The organism is Sinorhizobium sp. BJ1 (assembly GCF_002531555.1).
GTDB lineage: Bacteria > Pseudomonadota > Alphaproteobacteria > Rhizobiales > Rhizobiaceae > Sinorhizobium > Sinorhizobium fredii_B.
On record NZ_NWTH01000060.1, the window covers coordinates 1 to 17,564 of the forward strand.

15 protein-coding genes and 3 pseudogenes are annotated in these 17,564 nt (G+C 56.5%); 5 read left to right on the top strand and 13 right to left on the bottom strand.

The genetic code is table 11. The features are described 5' to 3' along the window. Positions 1–418: electron transfer flavoprotein subunit alpha/FixB family protein (locus CO676_RS32720; RefSeq protein WP_144340239.1), on the top strand; the 418-nt coding region annotated here is incomplete at its 5' end. 10 nt (positions 419–428) lie between these two features. Next, a pseudogene (locus CO676_RS32725) lies at positions 429–824 on the top strand (FAD-dependent oxidoreductase); the annotation flags it as partial. 63 nt (positions 825–887) lie between these two features. Here the strand turns inward: CO676_RS32725 and CO676_RS36930 are convergent. From CO676_RS36930 to CO676_RS32745, 4 genes are all read right to left on the bottom strand, one after another. After that, on the bottom strand, positions 888–1,535 hold the full coding sequence (locus tag CO676_RS36930) for a TetR family transcriptional regulator (protein WP_097524132.1): 648 nt from the start codon (positions 1,533–1,535) through the stop codon (positions 888–890). 231 nt (positions 1,536–1,766) lie between these two features. Continuing rightward, on the bottom strand, positions 1,767–2,423 hold the full coding sequence (locus CO676_RS32735; protein WP_348628088.1) for a TIGR00730 family Rossman fold protein: 657 nt from the start codon (positions 2,421–2,423) through the stop codon (positions 1,767–1,769). Next, a complete protein-coding gene (idi, locus tag CO676_RS32740; protein ID WP_179875738.1) occupies positions 2,420–3,073 on the bottom strand; it encodes an isopentenyl-diphosphate Delta-isomerase in 654 nt (217 codons plus the stop codon). Before idi ends, CO676_RS32735 begins: the two co-directional genes overlap by 4 nt. Further along, the gene (locus tag CO676_RS32745) at positions 3,073–3,828 is read right to left on the bottom strand and encodes an isopentenyl transferase family protein (protein ID WP_097524134.1); all 756 of its coding nucleotides are present in this window, start codon (positions 3,826–3,828) and stop codon (positions 3,073–3,075) included. Before CO676_RS32745 ends, idi begins: the two co-directional genes overlap by 1 nt. Positions 3,829–4,183: 355 nt before the next feature. Here CO676_RS32745 and CO676_RS32750 point away from each other — a divergent pair. Next, positions 4,184–4,310: pseudogene (locus CO676_RS32750) on the top strand (IS5/IS1182 family transposase); the annotation flags it as partial. A 197-nt stretch (positions 4,311–4,507) separates the two neighbouring features. Here the strand turns inward: CO676_RS32750 and CO676_RS32755 are convergent. The 4 genes from CO676_RS32755 to CO676_RS32770 form a co-directional block, all read right to left on the bottom strand. After that, positions 4,508–6,193, bottom strand: coding sequence for a GMC oxidoreductase (locus CO676_RS32755; RefSeq protein ID WP_097524135.1), 1,686 nt, complete (start codon positions 6,191–6,193; stop codon positions 4,508–4,510). A gap of 91 nt (positions 6,194–6,284) precedes the next feature. Then, the gene (locus CO676_RS32760) at positions 6,285–7,949 is read right to left on the bottom strand and encodes a nitrilase-related carbon-nitrogen hydrolase (RefSeq protein ID WP_097524136.1); all 1,665 of its coding nucleotides are present in this window, start codon (positions 7,947–7,949) and stop codon (positions 6,285–6,287) included. 971 nt (positions 7,950–8,920) lie between these two features. After that, positions 8,921–9,400, bottom strand: coding sequence for a DUF2442 domain-containing protein (locus CO676_RS32765; protein ID WP_179875739.1), 480 nt, complete (start codon positions 9,398–9,400; stop codon positions 8,921–8,923). Continuing rightward, positions 9,390–9,626, bottom strand: coding sequence for a DUF4160 domain-containing protein (locus CO676_RS32770; RefSeq protein ID WP_097524138.1), 237 nt, complete (start codon positions 9,624–9,626; stop codon positions 9,390–9,392). Before CO676_RS32770 ends, CO676_RS32765 begins: the two co-directional genes overlap by 11 nt. 331 nt (positions 9,627–9,957) lie before the next feature. Here CO676_RS32770 and CO676_RS32775 point away from each other — a divergent pair. Then, positions 9,958–10,185: pseudogene (locus CO676_RS32775) on the top strand (hypothetical protein); the annotation flags it as partial. A gap of 516 nt (positions 10,186–10,701) precedes the next feature. Here the strand turns inward: CO676_RS32775 and fdxB are convergent. Beyond that, the gene (gene fdxB / locus CO676_RS32785) at positions 10,702–11,019 is read right to left on the bottom strand and encodes a ferredoxin III, nif-specific (RefSeq protein ID WP_026617486.1); all 318 of its coding nucleotides are present in this window, start codon (positions 11,017–11,019) and stop codon (positions 10,702–10,704) included. Positions 11,020–11,975: 956 nt separating this feature from the next. On the opposite strand from fdxB, the gene CO676_RS32790 reads away from it, so the two are divergent. Then, positions 11,976–12,521: a hypothetical protein gene (locus CO676_RS32790; RefSeq protein WP_026617485.1), complete on the top strand. Its 546-nt coding sequence runs from the start codon at positions 11,976–11,978 to the stop codon at positions 12,519–12,521. Positions 12,522–13,490: 969 nt separating this feature from the next. On the opposite strand, the gene CO676_RS32800 is transcribed toward CO676_RS32790, so the two are convergent. From CO676_RS32800 to nifE, 4 genes are read right to left on the bottom strand one after another with little or no spacing between them, the layout of a single operon-like run. Next, a complete protein-coding gene (locus CO676_RS32800; RefSeq protein WP_179875740.1) occupies positions 13,491–13,970 on the bottom strand; it encodes a NifX-associated nitrogen fixation protein in 480 nt (159 codons plus the stop codon). A 12-nt stretch (positions 13,971–13,982) separates the two neighbouring features. Beyond that, on the bottom strand, positions 13,983–14,465 hold the full coding sequence (gene nifX / locus CO676_RS32805) for a nitrogen fixation protein NifX (protein WP_097524141.1): 483 nt from the start codon (positions 14,463–14,465) through the stop codon (positions 13,983–13,985). After that, on the bottom strand, positions 14,462–15,871 hold the full coding sequence (gene nifN / locus CO676_RS32810; protein WP_097524142.1) for a nitrogenase iron-molybdenum cofactor biosynthesis protein NifN: 1,410 nt from the start codon (positions 15,869–15,871) through the stop codon (positions 14,462–14,464). Before nifN ends, nifX begins: the two co-directional genes overlap by 4 nt. A gap of 9 nt (positions 15,872–15,880) precedes the next feature. Beyond that, entirely contained in the window at positions 15,881–17,374 is a 1,494-nt protein-coding gene (nifE, locus tag CO676_RS32815; protein ID WP_097524143.1) for a nitrogenase iron-molybdenum cofactor biosynthesis protein NifE, read from the bottom strand. Positions 17,375–17,564 lie beyond the last annotated feature (190 nt).

A 17,564-nucleotide genomic window follows, 5' to 3' on the forward strand; every position in this document is an offset into this window, starting at 1 on the left:
GTCGGAGAACGCCAATCTCGCCTATGCCGACGTGGTGGTTGCCGGCGGGCTCGGACTCGGCGCTGCGGAGAACCTGCGGCTGATCAAGGACCTCGCGCGGACGATCGGCGGTGATTACGGCTGTTCCAGGCCGCTGGTACAAAAGGGCTGGATGGCGGCTGATCGGCAGATCGGCCAAACCGGCAAAACGATCCGCCCGAAACTCTATATAGCGGCTGGCATATCCGGCGCGGTCCAGCACCGCGTCGGCGTCGAGGGCGCCGACCTCATCGTCGCCATCAACACCGATCCGAACGCGCCCATCTTCGATTTCGCCCATCTCGCTGTTGTCGCCGACGCGGTCAGCTTTCTGCCGGCGTTGACGGACGCTTTCATCAGACGGCTGGCGCCGGCCAACCGTCTCAAACTTGTCAACTGAGGTAAGACCTATGACCGAGGAAAAGTTCGACGCCATCGTCGTCGGTGCCGGTATGGCTGGAAACGCGGCCGCCTACACGATGGCAAGCCGCGGTCTAAAGGTGTTGCAGCTGGAGCGTGGTGAGTATCCGGGCTCCAAGAACGTCCAGGGCGCCATCCTGTACGCCAACATGCTGGAGACAATCATTCCGGATTTCCGCGATGATGCACCTCTCGAGCGGCATCTGGTCGAACAGCGATTCTGGCTGATGGACGACACGTCACACACCGGAATGCACTACCGGTCGGACGACTTCAATGAGCCGACGCCAAACCGTTACACGATCATTCGCGCCCAGTTCGACAAGTGGTTTTCACGCAAAGTGCGAGCGGCCGGCGCAATAGTGTTGTGCGAGACCACGGTGACAGTGCGGCTGCCGCAGAATCGGGAAGAAACAAGACAATGATGCGACGCGGAATGCCAAATCGGCTCATTTTATCAAACGAACGGCACTCAGTTTACGTGTGGCGACACCGGCGCATTCGTATGAGGAGAGTATCGTTTGAACGATACGCAAGCCATCCGACTTTAAATCAAACTTCGAATCATCCTCCAACCAAGTCTTAAAAGTCCCACGCAGCGCAAACCATAGGGTATTTGCAGCAGTATCGGAGGTCCAGGGAGCACGTAAATGTTTTATCGCCTCAGCGTATGCGAAGACGTTCCCTAGCGTAGCTCGCACCTCCTGTCGGAATCTGCGATCCTCATGATAAAACGCGGCTGTATCAGAAACTTTCTTATGGTAGATTCGCAAAATTCGCCTGCAGTTGTTGTTGTCGGCGGAACAGTTAATTGCTGATGCCGCGAAATCAGCTATTGCCTTGAGGGGCTTCTCAATCATTCCGGCTTCAAGGAGCTTGTCCAATTTCCTTGCATGCCAGCACAATTCATCGCGCAACGCTAGCAGAATGTACATTTTTTGTCCGAAATGCCACTGGACGGCACCGGTTGTGACAGCCGCTTCAGCGGCAATCTCATGCAACGAAGTGCCATCGTATCCTTTTTCGATAAAAATAGCTTCGGCCGCGCTAAGAATCCGTCTCCGGGTAGCTGCGGCCTCTTCGGAGGTCCTTCTCATGACTCAACCCTAACGTGTAGACAAATCTCACAAATCCTTTGCGGAACGCGCGTCAACCCGGCGGCCTCCCGCCAGAGATGCAAAAGAACATGGGAATAGCCGTTCATTGCCAGACGGATCGCGTTACATGCTTAACGGAGGCGTCAATGGTCTCGTGGAGGCAGCGTCGCGTTGCGGAGACGATTTCGTTCTGAAGACAACGTCGTTCACTGCAATCCACATTGATTGGAATTAGTGAAGCTCGGTGCTTGCTGAGTGGTAGAACACACCTGGAGAATCGTCAGCTCTGCAGCTAGTTTTTTGAACGGTCCTACCACCTGTCATCCCAGGGAGGAGCGCCTCAAGGTCCTCTTCGGCGAGCAGTATGTCGCGATCATTGTGGGTCAGGAAAGCCTCATGCACGACGTGATCAAGAAAAGTAGCCAGCCGGCGATAAAAGCCTGCTATGTCGAGCAGTCCACAAGGCGTTTTGTGATAGCCAAGCTGAGCCCATGTCCATACTTGCAACAGCTCTTCGAGCGTTCCTAACCCGCCTGTCATCGGGCTAAAGCCTTCGGGAAGCGCCGCCATCAGCGCTTTACGCTCGAGCATGGAAATCCGCAGCGAGACCGGTGTGAGCAATCTCTTACTCGAGAGGAGCGCGCCGGATACCTCTGCGCCATTGCTTAGGACCGCGTCTGCGATCGTCCCTATCAAACTGACCGAAGCGCCACCGTGTACCAAACCGATCCTTGACATGGCCAGAGCTTCGCCGAGGCGATTTGCAGCGTTTACATAGAATGGTTGCCGGCCGGGGTTTGAGCCGGAACAGACGCAATATCTCAAACTTTTCTCCCAACCGGCAGAGTGACATCCCTTCGAGTTGCCGAGCGACGAAGGCCGGGTCAAGTGCCCACGCCAGTGCGATGCGCAGCTGTGGGGCCAACCTCCTGAATACTAACTCTAGCGGCCTCTGGCAACCTTAGGTCATGCGCTGTCGGCCATTGCGATGGATCAGCACCCAACGCTTCAAGCAGTTCGACTTGCGCGCGACACCATGGCGACACCGTCAAACGCCCGTTCTGTACGCTTCCGAGAAACCATTGCCAATCTACCCATTTCCAAGCAGACACCTCGCTCAGATCCGGTGTTACGCTTAAAGTTTGGCAGCGGGCGGTGAACACCGGGCACAACTCATGTTCAGTGATGCCATTTTCCATTGTGGCGCAATAGGAAAACTCGGGTAGCACAAGACGAATGCCATCTACATCTATCCCCAATTCTTCGCGGGCCCGGCGCTCGACGGCTTCAGTCAAGGGTTCGCCCGGCCGCGGGTGTCCGCAGCAACTGTTAGTGAGAACGCCGGGCCATGTGATCTTGTCCAATGCCCGCCGCGTGACGAGCAGCTTGTTTTCGGCATTGAAGATGTAGACGGAAAAGGCAAGGTGCAACGGCGTTTGGGCATGATGGATCTCGGATTTTGGAGCCGTGCCTATCGCCTCACCATGCACGTTGCACAAAATGACCATTTCGGAAGGTACGTCCATCGCAATGTTCATCACACATCTCTTTGGTTGACTAACTTAACTTCTCCACATGCCGCTAATGTGAAGCCACCAGAGGAGCGATCGTCTTCTCGCCAGTCAGGGAAATCACGCTCCTGCCATCTCGCATATTCAAGATATTCGTCGGCAATGGCCGCTATCAGCGCCTGCTGCCGCAACGGGTCGAGATGTAACAACTCGCTGATTGCGATATTATGTTCTTTGGCAAACCGGATCGCGCAGCGATATCCGGCGATGTCCTCCAATATCGGCCGGACAGCGTTCTGATTCCAGAGATCCGCCAATTCCTCCAGCAGGGATGGGCGCTCGTCCCTGATGGCAAACATTTCCGTAACTCGGCGCCTTGCTCGCGACAGGAAAACATCCGGAGTGGTAAGACGCAGCCGACTTACGTGCCACCGAAAACCGGCATTCCAATAGGAGCTATTGGCCATGCAGTTCAAAAGGGAGATCGAACCGCCTTCCAGGATGAGACCAGGCGAAGTTTTGCGGTTCTCTACTTCAGATATGAGCTGAAGATGAGCGGCCTCTGTTTCGATCACGCCTTCAGCGAGCGGGCGCGAATCTAGATAAATTCGCTGGGTGGATTGCAGCTCCGACTCTAAAGGACGCCCGCTGCCGGTAGCAATCTGGGGGCAGCATTGAACTCGATCCAGGGCGATGACAGGCCAGCCGGTCTCTCGTGCAATTTGGATTCCCAAGTCTGTCTTGCCGCTGCAGGTGGGCCCATAAATGAGATAGATTAGCATGTCGCCTCGCTCGTTATTTCGGAACTAGTGCCACGGGGCGTGATGGCGCAAGATCCTCTTCCTCGTCTCGTTTCATTGGTATGCAAAGGCATGCACCTCCATAGCGCAAAGAGAACAAACGTCTAAATTCGCAGTTACTCGAATTCAGATGTATGATAATATTTATTCTGGATGCGACCTTACAAACCGCAATAGATGTTTGCAACATCTATAGAAACATTAAAAATTAGGCTCGAATAATGTAATTATACTGATTGCAATGCAGGAATTCCAAAGGGCCCTTGGGCGGTAAACTTATAAAAATTCTTGGTGATTATCGACTTGCGTGATTCTCGGAAATGGTAGAGCCATCTCGATGAGTCGTCGCCGCTACGAACTCACGGACCATGAATGGTCAAATCCTGTCGTCTCGGTTGCGCAATAAGCCGCGAGACGTTCCCATCGATGATCGGCGGGTGCTGAATGACCTCCTCTGGCGGTTCTGGAATGCTCCCGGCCCGTAAGATCGGTTTATACTGCAGATCATAAATGCCGGCCGTGCCGGGCGTCCACGATGGGAAATCGAGCACGTCATCGACGTGTTCCTGAGAGATCTAAGGCCGAGGTCGGTTCTCTGATCGCCAAGTTCGGCTTCGCTCGCATCGACCTTGGGCCGATCTCGATCGGAGCATACTTGTCGTCATCCAAGACGATTTGAGAGGCGCAGAGCAAGTGCGGCCAGCGTACGAACCGGATTCGCGGCCGAAGCAAACGGCATCACAGACATGTCACACACAAAAAGGTTATCGACAGTTCTCACGCGCAAATCTTCGTCGACGACGCTCTCGGTCAACACCGGTCCTCCAAACCACTGTTTGTAGGGCATGCGCAGTGTTCCGACAACGTGGTGAACAGTGCCATAGCCGAAGCCCTTACCCCCTTCGCCGTACCATCTATTTTCGACGGGCTCACAAGCGACACCGTTGCGCTGGAACTGATTGAAGATTTTATGCGTGACCTCGTTAAGTACGGCGAAAACTTCCTTATCCGACTTGTGCCAGCCTGCCAGGGCTGGGAGCCGCGACGCAACGAGGTAGTCGGTCCAGCTTTGGTTGCGGAATACGATCTCAGGCACATACCCGAACGGCGGGCAATTTCGGATCTCGTTCATAGGATCAATGCAGTTTCCAAAGCTGAATTTGATATCGATGATGGATGCACCCGTCGTTGCGATGGGTACTGCGGGACTCGCAGGATCATTCTCGCGGAGATGCCAGTATTCGTGATTGACATTCATCTCGACATTAAACGGGTATAGGATTTGCCCTCCAGCGTCGCGTTTCCCCCTGGAGTAGAGGATTATCTTGGCTGTGGTGTCTTTCGGAATTGCCACATCCCCAATGTGTGTCGCTGTCGTTAGAATTTCGTTTGTCGTGGGATGATCCGTCAATCCGAGCCCGACGAGCGAACGCACTTCGGCCGGTAATTCTCGCCCGATCGTGCTGCGCGCCAGCAGCTTTGGACTTTCAATTGCTCCGCAGGCAAGCACAACTGTAGCCGCCTGAAAATAGCGGGGCGCCCCTGTCAATGTGTTGCGTGCGAGGACCTCAAGTCTGTTTTCGTCCAAGCGCTTGATGTCTTCGACATAGTGGTTCAAAAGCAAGCGCAAACCCGAGCCATCGCCGCCCGGATTTTCGTTCGACGATAAGCCGATTTGATTGATGAGCAACTCTGCTGTGTTGAAGACACCCGTCGATTGGGCGGTAAGTTCGGCAGCCGGTGTGCCGTTCGGACGCAAATAAGGCTGATGCAGAGCTCTAGGCGTTTCGGCAATGTTGAAATCCTCAGCAAGCGCGCTGGCACGTAGCTTACCAACAATTTTTCGCGCGGTTTCGCCTAAGGTGATTGACTGATTCAATGCCGCACCGGCTTGCTCCAGCATTCCACTCTTCAGATCGTGTCGAACTCGCGCTGGAAAGAATTCCAGTTCCCAATCCTGAATTGTCGGAATCAGGCCGGACCAAAATATCGAACGACCGCCAAGATTCATCTGTGGCCGCTCGTGGATGTAATACTGCGTGCCCTCCGCACCGGATTGCCAAAACGAACTGGTGCCAAACCTCTGGGCAACGGTACTGTTCGGCATTCGCGAGCAATTGTAAACGTGTGTGGGGTATAGATATGACCCCGCCTCAAGAACGAGAATCCGCTTCTTATCCCCTGCGCGGTCGGCGAGATCATCGGCTAATACACCTCCTCCGATCCCTGAACCAACAACAATTATGTCAAAGAGGGCGTGGATTCCCGTATAGGACGGCGAGACCCTTTCATGCACGGGACTGGAGACTGCTACGAAGTTGGCAAACATCGACGCATCAAAAGTCATCGGCTTGTCCCGCGGCAGAAAAGCTCTTCTTAGATAGTATCAGCGCAGCTTCAGTTTGGGTTGCAAAAACAGGTTCGACGTCGTTGCTTTCTCAGCACCGGGCCGAAGTACACTGGACAAGCAAGGGTGAAACATCAACATGCCGCGGCTCTTTCTTCGAGCGCACCAGTGCGCTGTCGGATCGAATAAGCGCCATGCCCTCGGCAACAATCTCGCTCGGAGCAGGTGGATAGCCTCCGAGGAAGACACCCTCGTCACCGGATCGATTTGCCACGACAATATTCACGTAGTCGGCCGCTCTCGTGCGCCAGAGAGTATCCGAAGATGGGTCTGACGTATCTGCGGCAACGGCAATGGTATCGACACCGAGTTTTTCCATGACCATCGAGGTTTCCGGCGCCAGCAAATCTGGCCCTTGCAGAATGGACAATCGGCCATAAGGTCGATCGACGACAAGAAAGTGCTCTCCGACTTGGAAGCGCTCGTTGGGAAGCCGATGTGTGCGTACATAGCGATGAAGGCTAACTTTACCAGCATCCACCGCGAAGAGAATACTCATCGGTCGGTTTCCTAAAGGATCATTTCCGAAGGATACGACTAGATCTACGCTGTAACTCTTGGCTAGTACGGATAGAGCGTCCAGCGATCTTGGATCGGCATCGGGAAGGATCCCAAGAGGAAATACGACTAGGCCCAACGAAAGGTGCTCGTTTTTCGCTGCAGCCAGCGCGGAATCCAATAGTGGAACAAGCTTATCTGGCTCCGCGATCGACTTGCCGGGATCGGCAGCCACGAGGGCCGCAATCGTTGGCTTCGGCAATCCAAGTTGCCTGAACGTGTATTCCTCAAGAGTGTCCTGGTTCAGCACAGAATAGAGGTCAGGGCGCCGTACGACCGGAAAAGTCCCCTGCGCTCCTATTGAGAGGTTACCCAGTAGTATGTGGTCGGCAGCATCAGTCCATCCCCCGACGGGCACACCGTTTTTCTCCACAATCGCGCTCCGACTTCCGTGCGAGAAATCATAGGCAAAAGGCGACGGAATGCTGAATGAGTCCTCGGTGAAGACATCGACCTCATTGCCTTTGATTTCCGTCCCATATCGATTTGCGACGACTATAGAGATGTCGTTCTCTTTGGCGCGTTGCTGAAGAAACGCCATCTCCACGCCGGTGTTGGCCGGTGCAAGTAGAATGTCGGCGCCGGCAACTGCTGCAAGCCGCGCCAGATGTGGATAGAACAAGTCAGCACAAATCACGATCGCCACGCGACCATAAGGGGTCTCGTAGACGGGCACAGGTCCGGTGGCAACTGCGTTGTATGAAGCTTCGATCAGGTTATTTCGCTTTCGGTATGTCCCTATGACTTTACCGTCTGGCCCAATGAATGCGGCTGAGTTAAAGAATTGCTCCGTAAGTGGATCAAATTCTGGCATGCCAGCTGCGATATAGACACCGTAGCGTTTTGCGATGTCGCCCAGCGCACTCGTAGTCGGGCCGGGGATCTCTTCGGCGACCCTCGACATGTCCGCTCTGCTGAAGATGGCATACCCTGACGTGGCCATCTCGGTATTCACGATGATCTTGGCGCCCATTTTTGCGGCATGTTCGTTGAGCGCGAGGAGCCGCGTGCGGTTTCCGGCTACGTTTCCAAGCTCAGGCCTGAAGTGAATAGCGGCGACTCTGACGGACGATGCGTATGCAAGGTTCGCGTCGAACGCGGTAAGTGCGACGAAGATGGCAAAGACTATTCGTCGCATCGCGGCCCTCCCCCGGTACAATTTAGTAAAAAGTGTAGCGTGAAACCGCGTTTTCGTCCATGCGCCTTTAGATCCTGTCGAAAATTGGGTTAGTTACTTGTCAAAGTACAGCACAAATAGGAATTATCCAATTAACCGGCTGGCGGCAACTTGTCGTGCCTTAGCTGTAAGCGGCAAGCTGAGTGTTCAGTTGGCGCAAATCCACGGCATGAGCGCGTCGATTTCGCTGCTCGGTCAGCCCTTACAAGGCGCTCGAGGGTCTGGGTGAGCCAGACCAGCCGATCGACGTTGCTCATCTTCGCCTTGCATCGATAATGACCGTTGCGTCAGGAAGCGACACCGCCTGGTCCTTTACGCTTTTGGTCAAACCGGTGTGAGCGGATCGACGGCCGGAACACCGGCCGAGATTTTTTGCAACGACGTTGCCGGACGCGTGCTGCTGCCGCCGGCGGAACTCGCGCAGCAATACGACTTGAGAGACGCACCGCAAGCCGAGGTGATCAGCCGCATAGCGAGAATTGCGGCTCTTCTGCGAGGGTTTGATCAGCCACGAATGTGGGCGGTCGTTACGAGCTTCTTACCGCCAGCAGTGGCTACAGAACCGTAAGGCGGGTCGTGTAAAGGAGAACGATCGTGGGCCAAGCTATTATGTCGTGCGCCGGCATCGACTCGGTTATCGGGTTCTGGAGCTGTCTCGCCGGATGCTGACCGAAGGAGTCCTGTCTCCGTCCAAGGCCGCCGCCATTCTCGGTGTGAAGCCGAGCAATGTCTATGCCCTAACCGAGACCGCGGCTTGAGGCGTTCACTGTGTACCTGCTCGACGCGGACGTCGCTTGGCGGCGGCCGTCGTCTCCGGGTCGAGAGCGACATCGACACCGAAGACTTGCCCCGCATTCTTGATGTGCTGGAGCGGCGATGGTTCGGTTCCGAGCGGTGTGAAGGTGTGCCTGGCGACGGGCTTTACCCATTACTCAACCGGCCATCGCCAGTTGATCTGCCTCGTCCTTGTGTTTCACGTTGACAAGATATCGAGTTGCATACGCGATCGACTTCGGAATCGGCTTGTTCTTTCGGTACTCCGCCACTTGGCGGCGTGAGATTTCCAATGCCGCTGCCATACCCTCCAGGGTCATACCTAAATCCTCCATTGCGTCGCGAAATGCTTGGTTGTCGAATTCAATAGAGGGCAGCTTGCTCAACCAAAGAGCGGAGAAATCGAGACCCCCATCCCATTCAATAGCCGTTCCATATTCATCGACACGCATTGTGCGAAAAAGCTTGTTATCTTCGCGAAGCGGAATGAAAACTCGTCTGCTCAGTAAAGCCGGTGCCAAATCCACCACTTGAACCTTGCCTGAATTCCAAGTGATGCGAACAAGCTTCTTCTCAAGCGGCTCAGCCCTTGCGATCCGAGGAAGGGGAGACCCGACGGAGATGATTTCATCGTTCATTGAGCCGTGCCCATTCATTTTCTAATACCTTCCTATTGCTCTCGACCGATGCCCAACTGACCACCGTATCAAGATTCCGTTTTGTAATTTGCCCCTGAAGAACACTCAGGTCGGAAATCTGGATCAGGGCATCATGGTCCGGAGTCGATACATGAAAATGGGGAGGATTGTGATCGTCTGCATATATGTGAAGCTTCACATTTCCCAATCTCGCAATTAACGGCATCAATCACTCCTGCATCATATTAATAGTGCACAAGGTGCACGTTTTCAAGTCAAAATCGGTTCCTTGCGTCTGTCTTTGTGTGGGCGAAGCTAGGGCCAAAGCCACCCAATCGATCTCGACCGGCATAGCGGTTCACTACTTAATAGTGCATTGCCGAGTCTCAGCATTGCCGCCAGTCGTATGAACGCGCCCCCATCGGAATGGCAGCACGGTTTTGTCCATCCAAAGAATAGAACCTTGCGCCGTTTACTCTCCAAGATCGGCAGGCGAATAAGCGGGCCATTCTGGAACATATCCAGAATTTTCAATAGCTTGCTTCTTGGTCCAGGCTTACACGTTGACAGAAGCCGAGGGGGAACTGAATCGCACGTTCAGCCGATGCAATCCTGGCAGCGGTAAGAATGTCGACGAATGGAACAGCAATCCAAGAATTGCGCAAAAGCGTTGGGAAGAAGGGTTCCAGAAACCGCTCGACGAGATCGCGAAGCGGTTGGATGAAGGCGTTGCCGGGAAGCAGTCGCCGATCATGGCGGGTATCCAGAAAATCAATTTGGAGGTTTCGCTGCTCCGCAGCATCGCGCGATCCTGAAACAGCTGGTTGTTGCTTCCGACATCCGGCGCCGCCGCTTGTGCCCCAGCTGCGCCAAAAACGGCTGAAGCCACGCCATCAACTCCTCATCCCGCCCGGTCATGATGTGCTCCTCCTCATCAGAGCGCGCAGCATCAAGCCATCAGGGATAACAAAGCGTTTACGTGCCACAGTAGTACTAGAGCACATCCGCCGAATTCGGGATCAGAATTGACATCGATTTCCTGCCGCCGAATCAGGGCAATTGACGGCGCGGGCACTCAGAGAGGATCTTCGAATCCCAGTCTTGGAATCGGCCAGCAACGGGATGACAGTGAGCGTGACTGCAAGGCGGTGGGGACTGTCGTTTAAACGGCAATTGCATGGATCGCGAGCGCCCGGCAGGGGCGACTTACAGCGGCCAAAGAGGGTCGGCGGGAAGGTACTCGCCTGGATGCACATGAAGCCTTCATTGTCTGCAGGCGTTCTCTGGGTTCGTTCGTCAGGTCAAGCAACAATCTTGTCGACAGCAACATGGGTCTGGCAGTTTTTCGGGCAGACGCGGGCACAGGCTCCGCAGCCGATACATCGGCCGGCGTGGTCGACAACCATGATCGTACGACTGAGCTCTCCATCGAAGTCGTCGTCCTCGCCATCGCAGACGCCGAGGATCTCACCCGATTCGTCGATGCCGTGAAGGTGCATGACCTCGCGCGAGCAGACCTTAAAGCAGCGGCCGCAACCAATGCACGTCATGCCATCGATCGCCGTCAGATATTCCGGCATCCATGTGGAGCCGTCGCGGGTAAGAAAATGACTTGCCATCCTTAGCTCTCCTCCGAAGCGGTCACCCGAAAACCCCGTAATGTCTTCCAAGATCCGACGTTACGTCATCCGTCGAAACCGGTCCCGTCCGCCTGCGGCGCCAATCTTGTTGTCCAGCTTGCCGAGGGCAGTATGCTGATCACCGGTTGCCCATTGCAATAACTTGTCGAGGCATTTTCGAGCCTCAACATTTGGAACGGTCGCGGCAGCGGGACCGGGGGAGGAGTGGTCCCGCTGCCTGACGTCGGCCACCGTGGGGAACGGCAAGGCCGGCGGTTCGTTGTCGCATGGTCGATCATCAGCCGCGCCACTTCGGGATCCGCACAGGATCTGACGTAGACCTGCCATGTTGCTTTCCTTCTTTGGTACCCTGCCGATCGGCAGCTATCGTCGCCTCTCAATGGAATGCCTTCAAGACTCGTGCCAGTTGGCTGCTTGAAAAGGAAATTTGTTGCTGCGCACGTCTGAAATTTGGACAGAGGCAAAGAAGGGATTGGATAAACAAGCCTGTGTCGCTGGGCCGGGGCTGCCGAGCTAGAGGCGCCGACGCCTATCGGTAAAGGGGAGAGGACTGTGTCCCAGCGGCCCAACGTCAGTCACGCCCCATTTGCCACTTAATGCCGACTGGCCGAGAAGAGCCTTAGAAGTCCAGTTGCGAGTCTTATATAGTCACTTAGGCAGCAGCGGGTCGTCGAACACCGCCGTGTCGCGAACGCGACAGCACCGCGTCTTCCCGTGGCGACTGCGATCGTCTTGAGCGGATTTATCGGCGAATCAGGCGAGCGCGCCGCGCCGGGCAAATGTGCCCGGCAACCGATAGATGGTCGAAGCAAGCTTTCACTATCCGGAGGTTGGCAGCAATTGCTGGTAATCCCGAGCAGGCAAGCGGCAGGGGCCGCTTCCCGACAACCGAGATCTACAGGCTGGAATGGAGCCCAAATGAGGAGCAGCAAGGAATGACGTGTATCGTCGGTCTGATCAATAACGGGTCAGTTCACATCGGGGGCGATAGCGCTGGTGTGGCCGGCCTCTCGCTTACCGTCCGTGCCGATCGCAAAGTCTTCCGTAACCGAGACTTCATCTTCGGATTTACAAGTTCATTCAGAATGGGCCAGTTGTTGGCGCACTCCTTCCAGCCGCCAAAGAGGCACCCGGAACAGGATGTCTACGCTTTCATGGTGACGGAGTTCGTCGACGCGCTCCGCCAGTGCTTAAAGGCTGGCGGCTACGCGCAGTGCCACAACGAAGGCGAGCGCGGTGGCACCTTCCTTGTGGGCTATGTCGGACGCCTCTTCAAGATCGAGTCGGACTACCAGGTCGCAGAGTCGGTCGACGGCTTCGGCGCCTGTGGATGCGGGGAGCAGGTGGCGCTGGGTGCGCTCTTCGCATCCTCAGATGCTCCGCCTCGCGAAAGGTTGGAGATCGCTCTCAATGCGGCCGAGCGTTTTTCTGCCGGCGTACGTGGCCCGTTTCACTTCGAGACACTTGCGTCACCGGAGTGAAGGAGGTCAATTGCCGCGAGCCTTGCGGCGGTCCGTTGGGCAAATTCTGCATGATCTGCGTTAACGCCCCACAGCCCCGGGGACTTCTGTTGCCGGCCGGCTTTCTCGCCGCAAATTTTGCGAGACCATCGGAAGCGCATACAGAAGAGCTCTACTGGACCAACTTCAACAGAGACAAAAAAACCTGCGGCGACGCCGATCGAAGCCGCCGGAAGGAGAATTTGCCACCATTGAACTCATGCGATGTGCTCCAGGTCTTTCGTCGCCCAAAGGCGCCCTGGGGGGCGACATGCAAGCGAGTCCTTTGGTCCGGAGACAAAGCAGAGTTCGCGCGTTGCGCTGGGGCTCGCAGGGTGGTCACCGGCCCCGTCTTTCTCAACGGGACCACTCTGCGCGGTCTCGGCAAGCGCCGGCCATAGGCATCGGTTGTCGCAATTCAATCAGCAATGGCGTTCTATCTGCCTGTTCGGTCACAACCTGCTCCGAATAGCCTGCGCATCTGCATGCGGCGATTGAGAGCTGCGCGGCTGCCATTTCTCGTTGCACGCATCTTATCATTTAGCCGGCAGGGAAACCATATATCAGTTGCAGCCGCAATCGACGCAGGTCGTGCCAGAGATAGCGGTCAGATCTCTCTGCATCCCTTTAGCGCCTTTGACAGTAGAACCGGTCTCATCAGTTCTCGAACGCAAGCGCTCTCTTCGCAGCGGCCATCCGCAAAAACGTCGACTAGTTTCCAAGATCCGACTATGACGTCATCCGCCAAAAGCGGCCCCGTCCGCCTCCAGCCGCAATGGTTGTTGTCCAGCTTATCCGGAGCGGTCTTCTTATCACCGGTGGAGCATCGCAGCGCGGGTTCCAGGGCAGTGACGGCAGCGGGACCGGGAGAGATGGAGAGATCAGCCCCGCTGCCCACGTCGGCCCCCGAGGGGATGAGGGGCCGGCGATTCATCATTGCGGGATCGACCGTCAGGCCCGCGCCACTTCGGGATAGGCTTCTATGGCGGCGATCGCATCGTCCACTAGTTTTGCACCGGCCTCCGCGAGCTTCCGAAGTGTCGCGAAGCCGAATCGGTGGACGTCGCGCACTGTTTTCGAAAATACGACCAGCCGCCCGGTTGTTAGAAGCACTCGCCCAAAGCCCTCATGGCTAATCATCGTAATTGGCGACGCCACTAAACGGGTGCGCGCTTCGATTGAAAGCCCGACGGCGGTGTAAAAGATATTGAACCTCCACATCACGTCCGCATCGGGATCGCCGATGATCGGGATTTCACGGCGCTGCTGCTCGTTGACGATGAAGCGGGCCAACAACTCCGCGTCCGATGCGCCGTCCTGTGATCCATAGGTATCCTGAGCGCGGATCAGCCGCACGAGGCATTTGACGAAAGGGGTGGCAAGAGCCGCCTCATCCTCGTTGACAACAGGCGTGCCCGCAGTGACCGACATTTTTTTCATGGCTTAGTCCTCGTCCTCGAATGGTTTCTTCCCGGCGACGCCTGCTTGCGCCAGCACCTTGCGCAACCACGGCGGAGGAGCCGTCCTGAGCATTTTCTGGGTTCGCGAAAGTACTTCTTGAATGGGTTCGGGGTGCCCCACTTTTATCGGATGAATTTTCGCCGAGACGACCTTGGCTGCGGAGGGGCCGCCGATAGCCAGGCAAAAGAGGAGATGACAGCCTCTCAACGCGTTCACCTTTGGGGTGATGCGGTCATCGCCCTCGATCCGATGCTTCCCGGACTCGTCGGAGACGTCATCAAAGCTCACGGCTTCCACGAAATCCCAGCCGTCGCGCGACACGTCGTAGACTGCAAAGTGCTTGGCCGACCCGAAGTGCGCATTAAGGGCTTTCATGTCCTGCGTCGCGATGGCGATGCGCAATGCGCCGGAGTGCCGCGGGTGGATCTCGTCAGCGACGAGCGAGAGGCGACGAACGGAGTTCATCCGGCATTTCTCCGCTTTCGCAGTGCATCGATGCTCTCAGGCGACGGCGCATGCTGGTTGGCCTGAATGATGTTGGCTGCCTCGAAGATCAGGTCGCGCGTGCCCCGATAGAGAACTGTGAGTTTGTGCTGGCTCCCGAGGCGGTCAAATACCGGGAAGCCTACGCGCAGGAGAGGGATGCCGAGGCGCTCTGCTGCCTGGCGTCCGTGCGAATGGGTAACGAGAAGATCGGCGCCGCCCGCCAGATCTTCGAAATCGCCGAGATCACCGATCTGGATCGATTCGGCCGGGACTTTCTCGAGAATTTCTGACTCACCGGTAGTCGTAACGGCCGAGATGATCTCGGCGCCAAGTCCAGTGAAGAAGGTGGCGAATTGGTACAGCTGGTCCGGCTCGGTGGCGATTGCGATCTTCTTGCCGGCGAAATGGAAGTGTCCGTCGAGCAGCGCGTCCTGCAGCTGTGAGCGGCGACGGTGGATTTTCGCCGGCGCCGGCACGCCGGAAATCTCGGAAAGAAGCGAGACAAACCGGTCGACGTTCTTCAATCCCGTTAGCGACTGGACTAATACGTAAGGCACACCCGTCAACTTCTGCAGTAGCTCAGCCGGGCGCCGCATATGTTCTCCGATGGCAATGCACTGCACCGCCGTACCCAACTGCTGGATATCCTCAATGCTGGTACCTCCATACGTGTTGGGCATCCAGCGATCGGGCACCGTACCGTCGAGGGAGCCGGAGACGTCCGGCATGATCACCGGCTTCAGCCCGAAACTTTCCACCATCTCGCGCAGCTGCTCGATGTCAGCGACCGTGAGGTGCCATCCGGGCAGGATCGCAACCTTCTTCCGCTTCCACGGCTGCTTGCTAGGTCCTTTAATTCTCTCGATAAGTGTTGCCTTTTTCGAGCGCGGCGCCTGCTGGCCCGGCAGTGTTATCCGTTGGATCATAGCGGCGACGGCCCTGGCCCAGCCCTCCTCGAGGCCGCCATCGAAATCCGGCGTGTTTGCCAGAACGATCTCCGTGCCTGCAAGTTCCTCCGCACGCACCCTTTTGATGTTCGCGATTTGGCTTGCGAAATCTTCAGAACGGGTTTCCACAAGTGCCGTCGTGCAGATCCCGATCAGCCGCGGATGCGCCCGCTTTTTCAAGTTGAGGATCGCCTCTTCCAGATGGGCTGCCCCGCCCAAGACTGTTGCCAATTCGTCCATCGCCGTGGTCTGCAGCGGGATCGTTTCCTTGAAATGGCGTACGCATAGCACCAGCGCGAAGCTAGTGCAGCCTTGGCTGCCGTGGAACAGCGGTATCGCACCATCCACCCCGAGAAAGGCTAACGCGGCACCCAGCGGTTGGGACGACTTGAGCGGATTGACCGTCGCTGATTTAGTTTGGCGATGGATGTGGACCATTTGATTTCCTCAACACTCAACGAAGTCACCGGCATCGTGCTGGCGAGATTTTGAGGGCGCGACACGCGTAGTGTCGGTGTTCCTACGCGTGCTCGGCAGTTGTTCCTTAGTGGCCAGACGGTCTTCCCAAGGTGCCGGCTCCCTCACCTGCGACCAGACCGGATTGTGAATAGCAAGGTCGATCTGGCGTACGAGTTCCACCATGCCGTCATAGCCCGCATAGGGGCGGTGACGTTCTTGGTTGATATCAACCCAGGGCATCTTGGCCTTCAGCGCAATGAATTGCGTGCGCCCGCCCGACAGCATGATGTCGGCCTTGTGTTCTGAGAGCAGCGCGTACAGCTCTCGGGGCGCCATCGATTCGAACATCTGGTGCTCGTCCTTGAGTGCCTGCCTGATGCGCTCCTTGTCTTCCACCGTCGATTTCTTGACCGAGGTGCCAACGATCTCCATGCCGATCTCCATCAGCGCATGAACAAGCGACCAGGACTTCACGCCGCCGGTGTTGATGAGCACCCGCTTGCCTTCGAGCCGTGGGCGGTATTCCTCAAGCTTTTTCCACGCAATCGCCTCTTCCTCTGCAATAAGTGTATCGGTGCGGTCGAGGATCTCTTGATCCGTACCCTTCTTTACGAGCAGCTCAGCGATCTGTCGGAGTGCTTCCGAGGTGGCGGTGATGCCGTAGAAGGATCCTTCGAAGAACGGGATATCCCAGCGCTCCTCCATTTTGCGGGCGAGGTTGATCAATGCCGTAGAGCACACCAACATGGCTGCCCGAGCGCGATGAGCGGATGCAATGTCCAGGTAACGGGCGTCACCGGGAATGCAGGCGCGAACACGGATGCCAAGCCTGTCCAAGAGTGGCTTTACAAACCAGAACTCACCTGACAGGTTGAACTCTCCAAGGATATTGATGTCGTAAGGGCCGGCATCATCTGGCTCCACCGTGCCGATGACATGGTCGAGCAACGCCTCGCCAGCCAGCTTGTTGCCGAGGTTCTTCGAACCGACGAAGCCCGGCGCATTGATCGGCACCACCGGTAAGCCGCACGTTTCCTCAGCGCGCTTGCAGACCGCTTCGATGTCGTCGCCGATGAGTGCGGTCACACACGTCGCATAGACAAAGATTGCCGGCGGCGCATACGCTTCTTTAATCTGGCGGATCGCTTTGAAGAGCTTCCGCTCGCTGTTCCCCGTCACGATGTCTTGTTCGGTGAGATCGGTCGTGAAGCTGGTGCGCCACAACGTGGGACCGGACGACGCCGTACCTCGGTTGTCCCAGGAATTGCCTTCACAGGCGAGTGGTGCGTGAACCAGATGCGCAATGTCGGTGATCGGCTGCAGCACTATCTTGGCGCCGTCGAAAGCGCAGCCTCCGGCTGCCGCACCGGGGGTCAGCGGTTTCGAACAGCCCTTATTGCGCACGTTGGAAGCCTTGCTGCGGTTTCTCTCACAGGCAGGCTCATTGAAGACATCTTGGATTTTGACGTTGAGCGAGGACATTCGCTGATCTCCAGATTTCATCAGGAGACGGCCGGCGTTGGGCCGACCGCCGCTCTTAGCGCGTGAGGTCGTAGGAATAATCCGTGACGGCTGTCTGCATGGTTTCGCGATCGAGCCTGTCGAAGATCGTGTCGAGGATGGTCGTCATGAGGCGCAGGCCGCCCTGATAGCCGATGAGCGGAAAACGGTG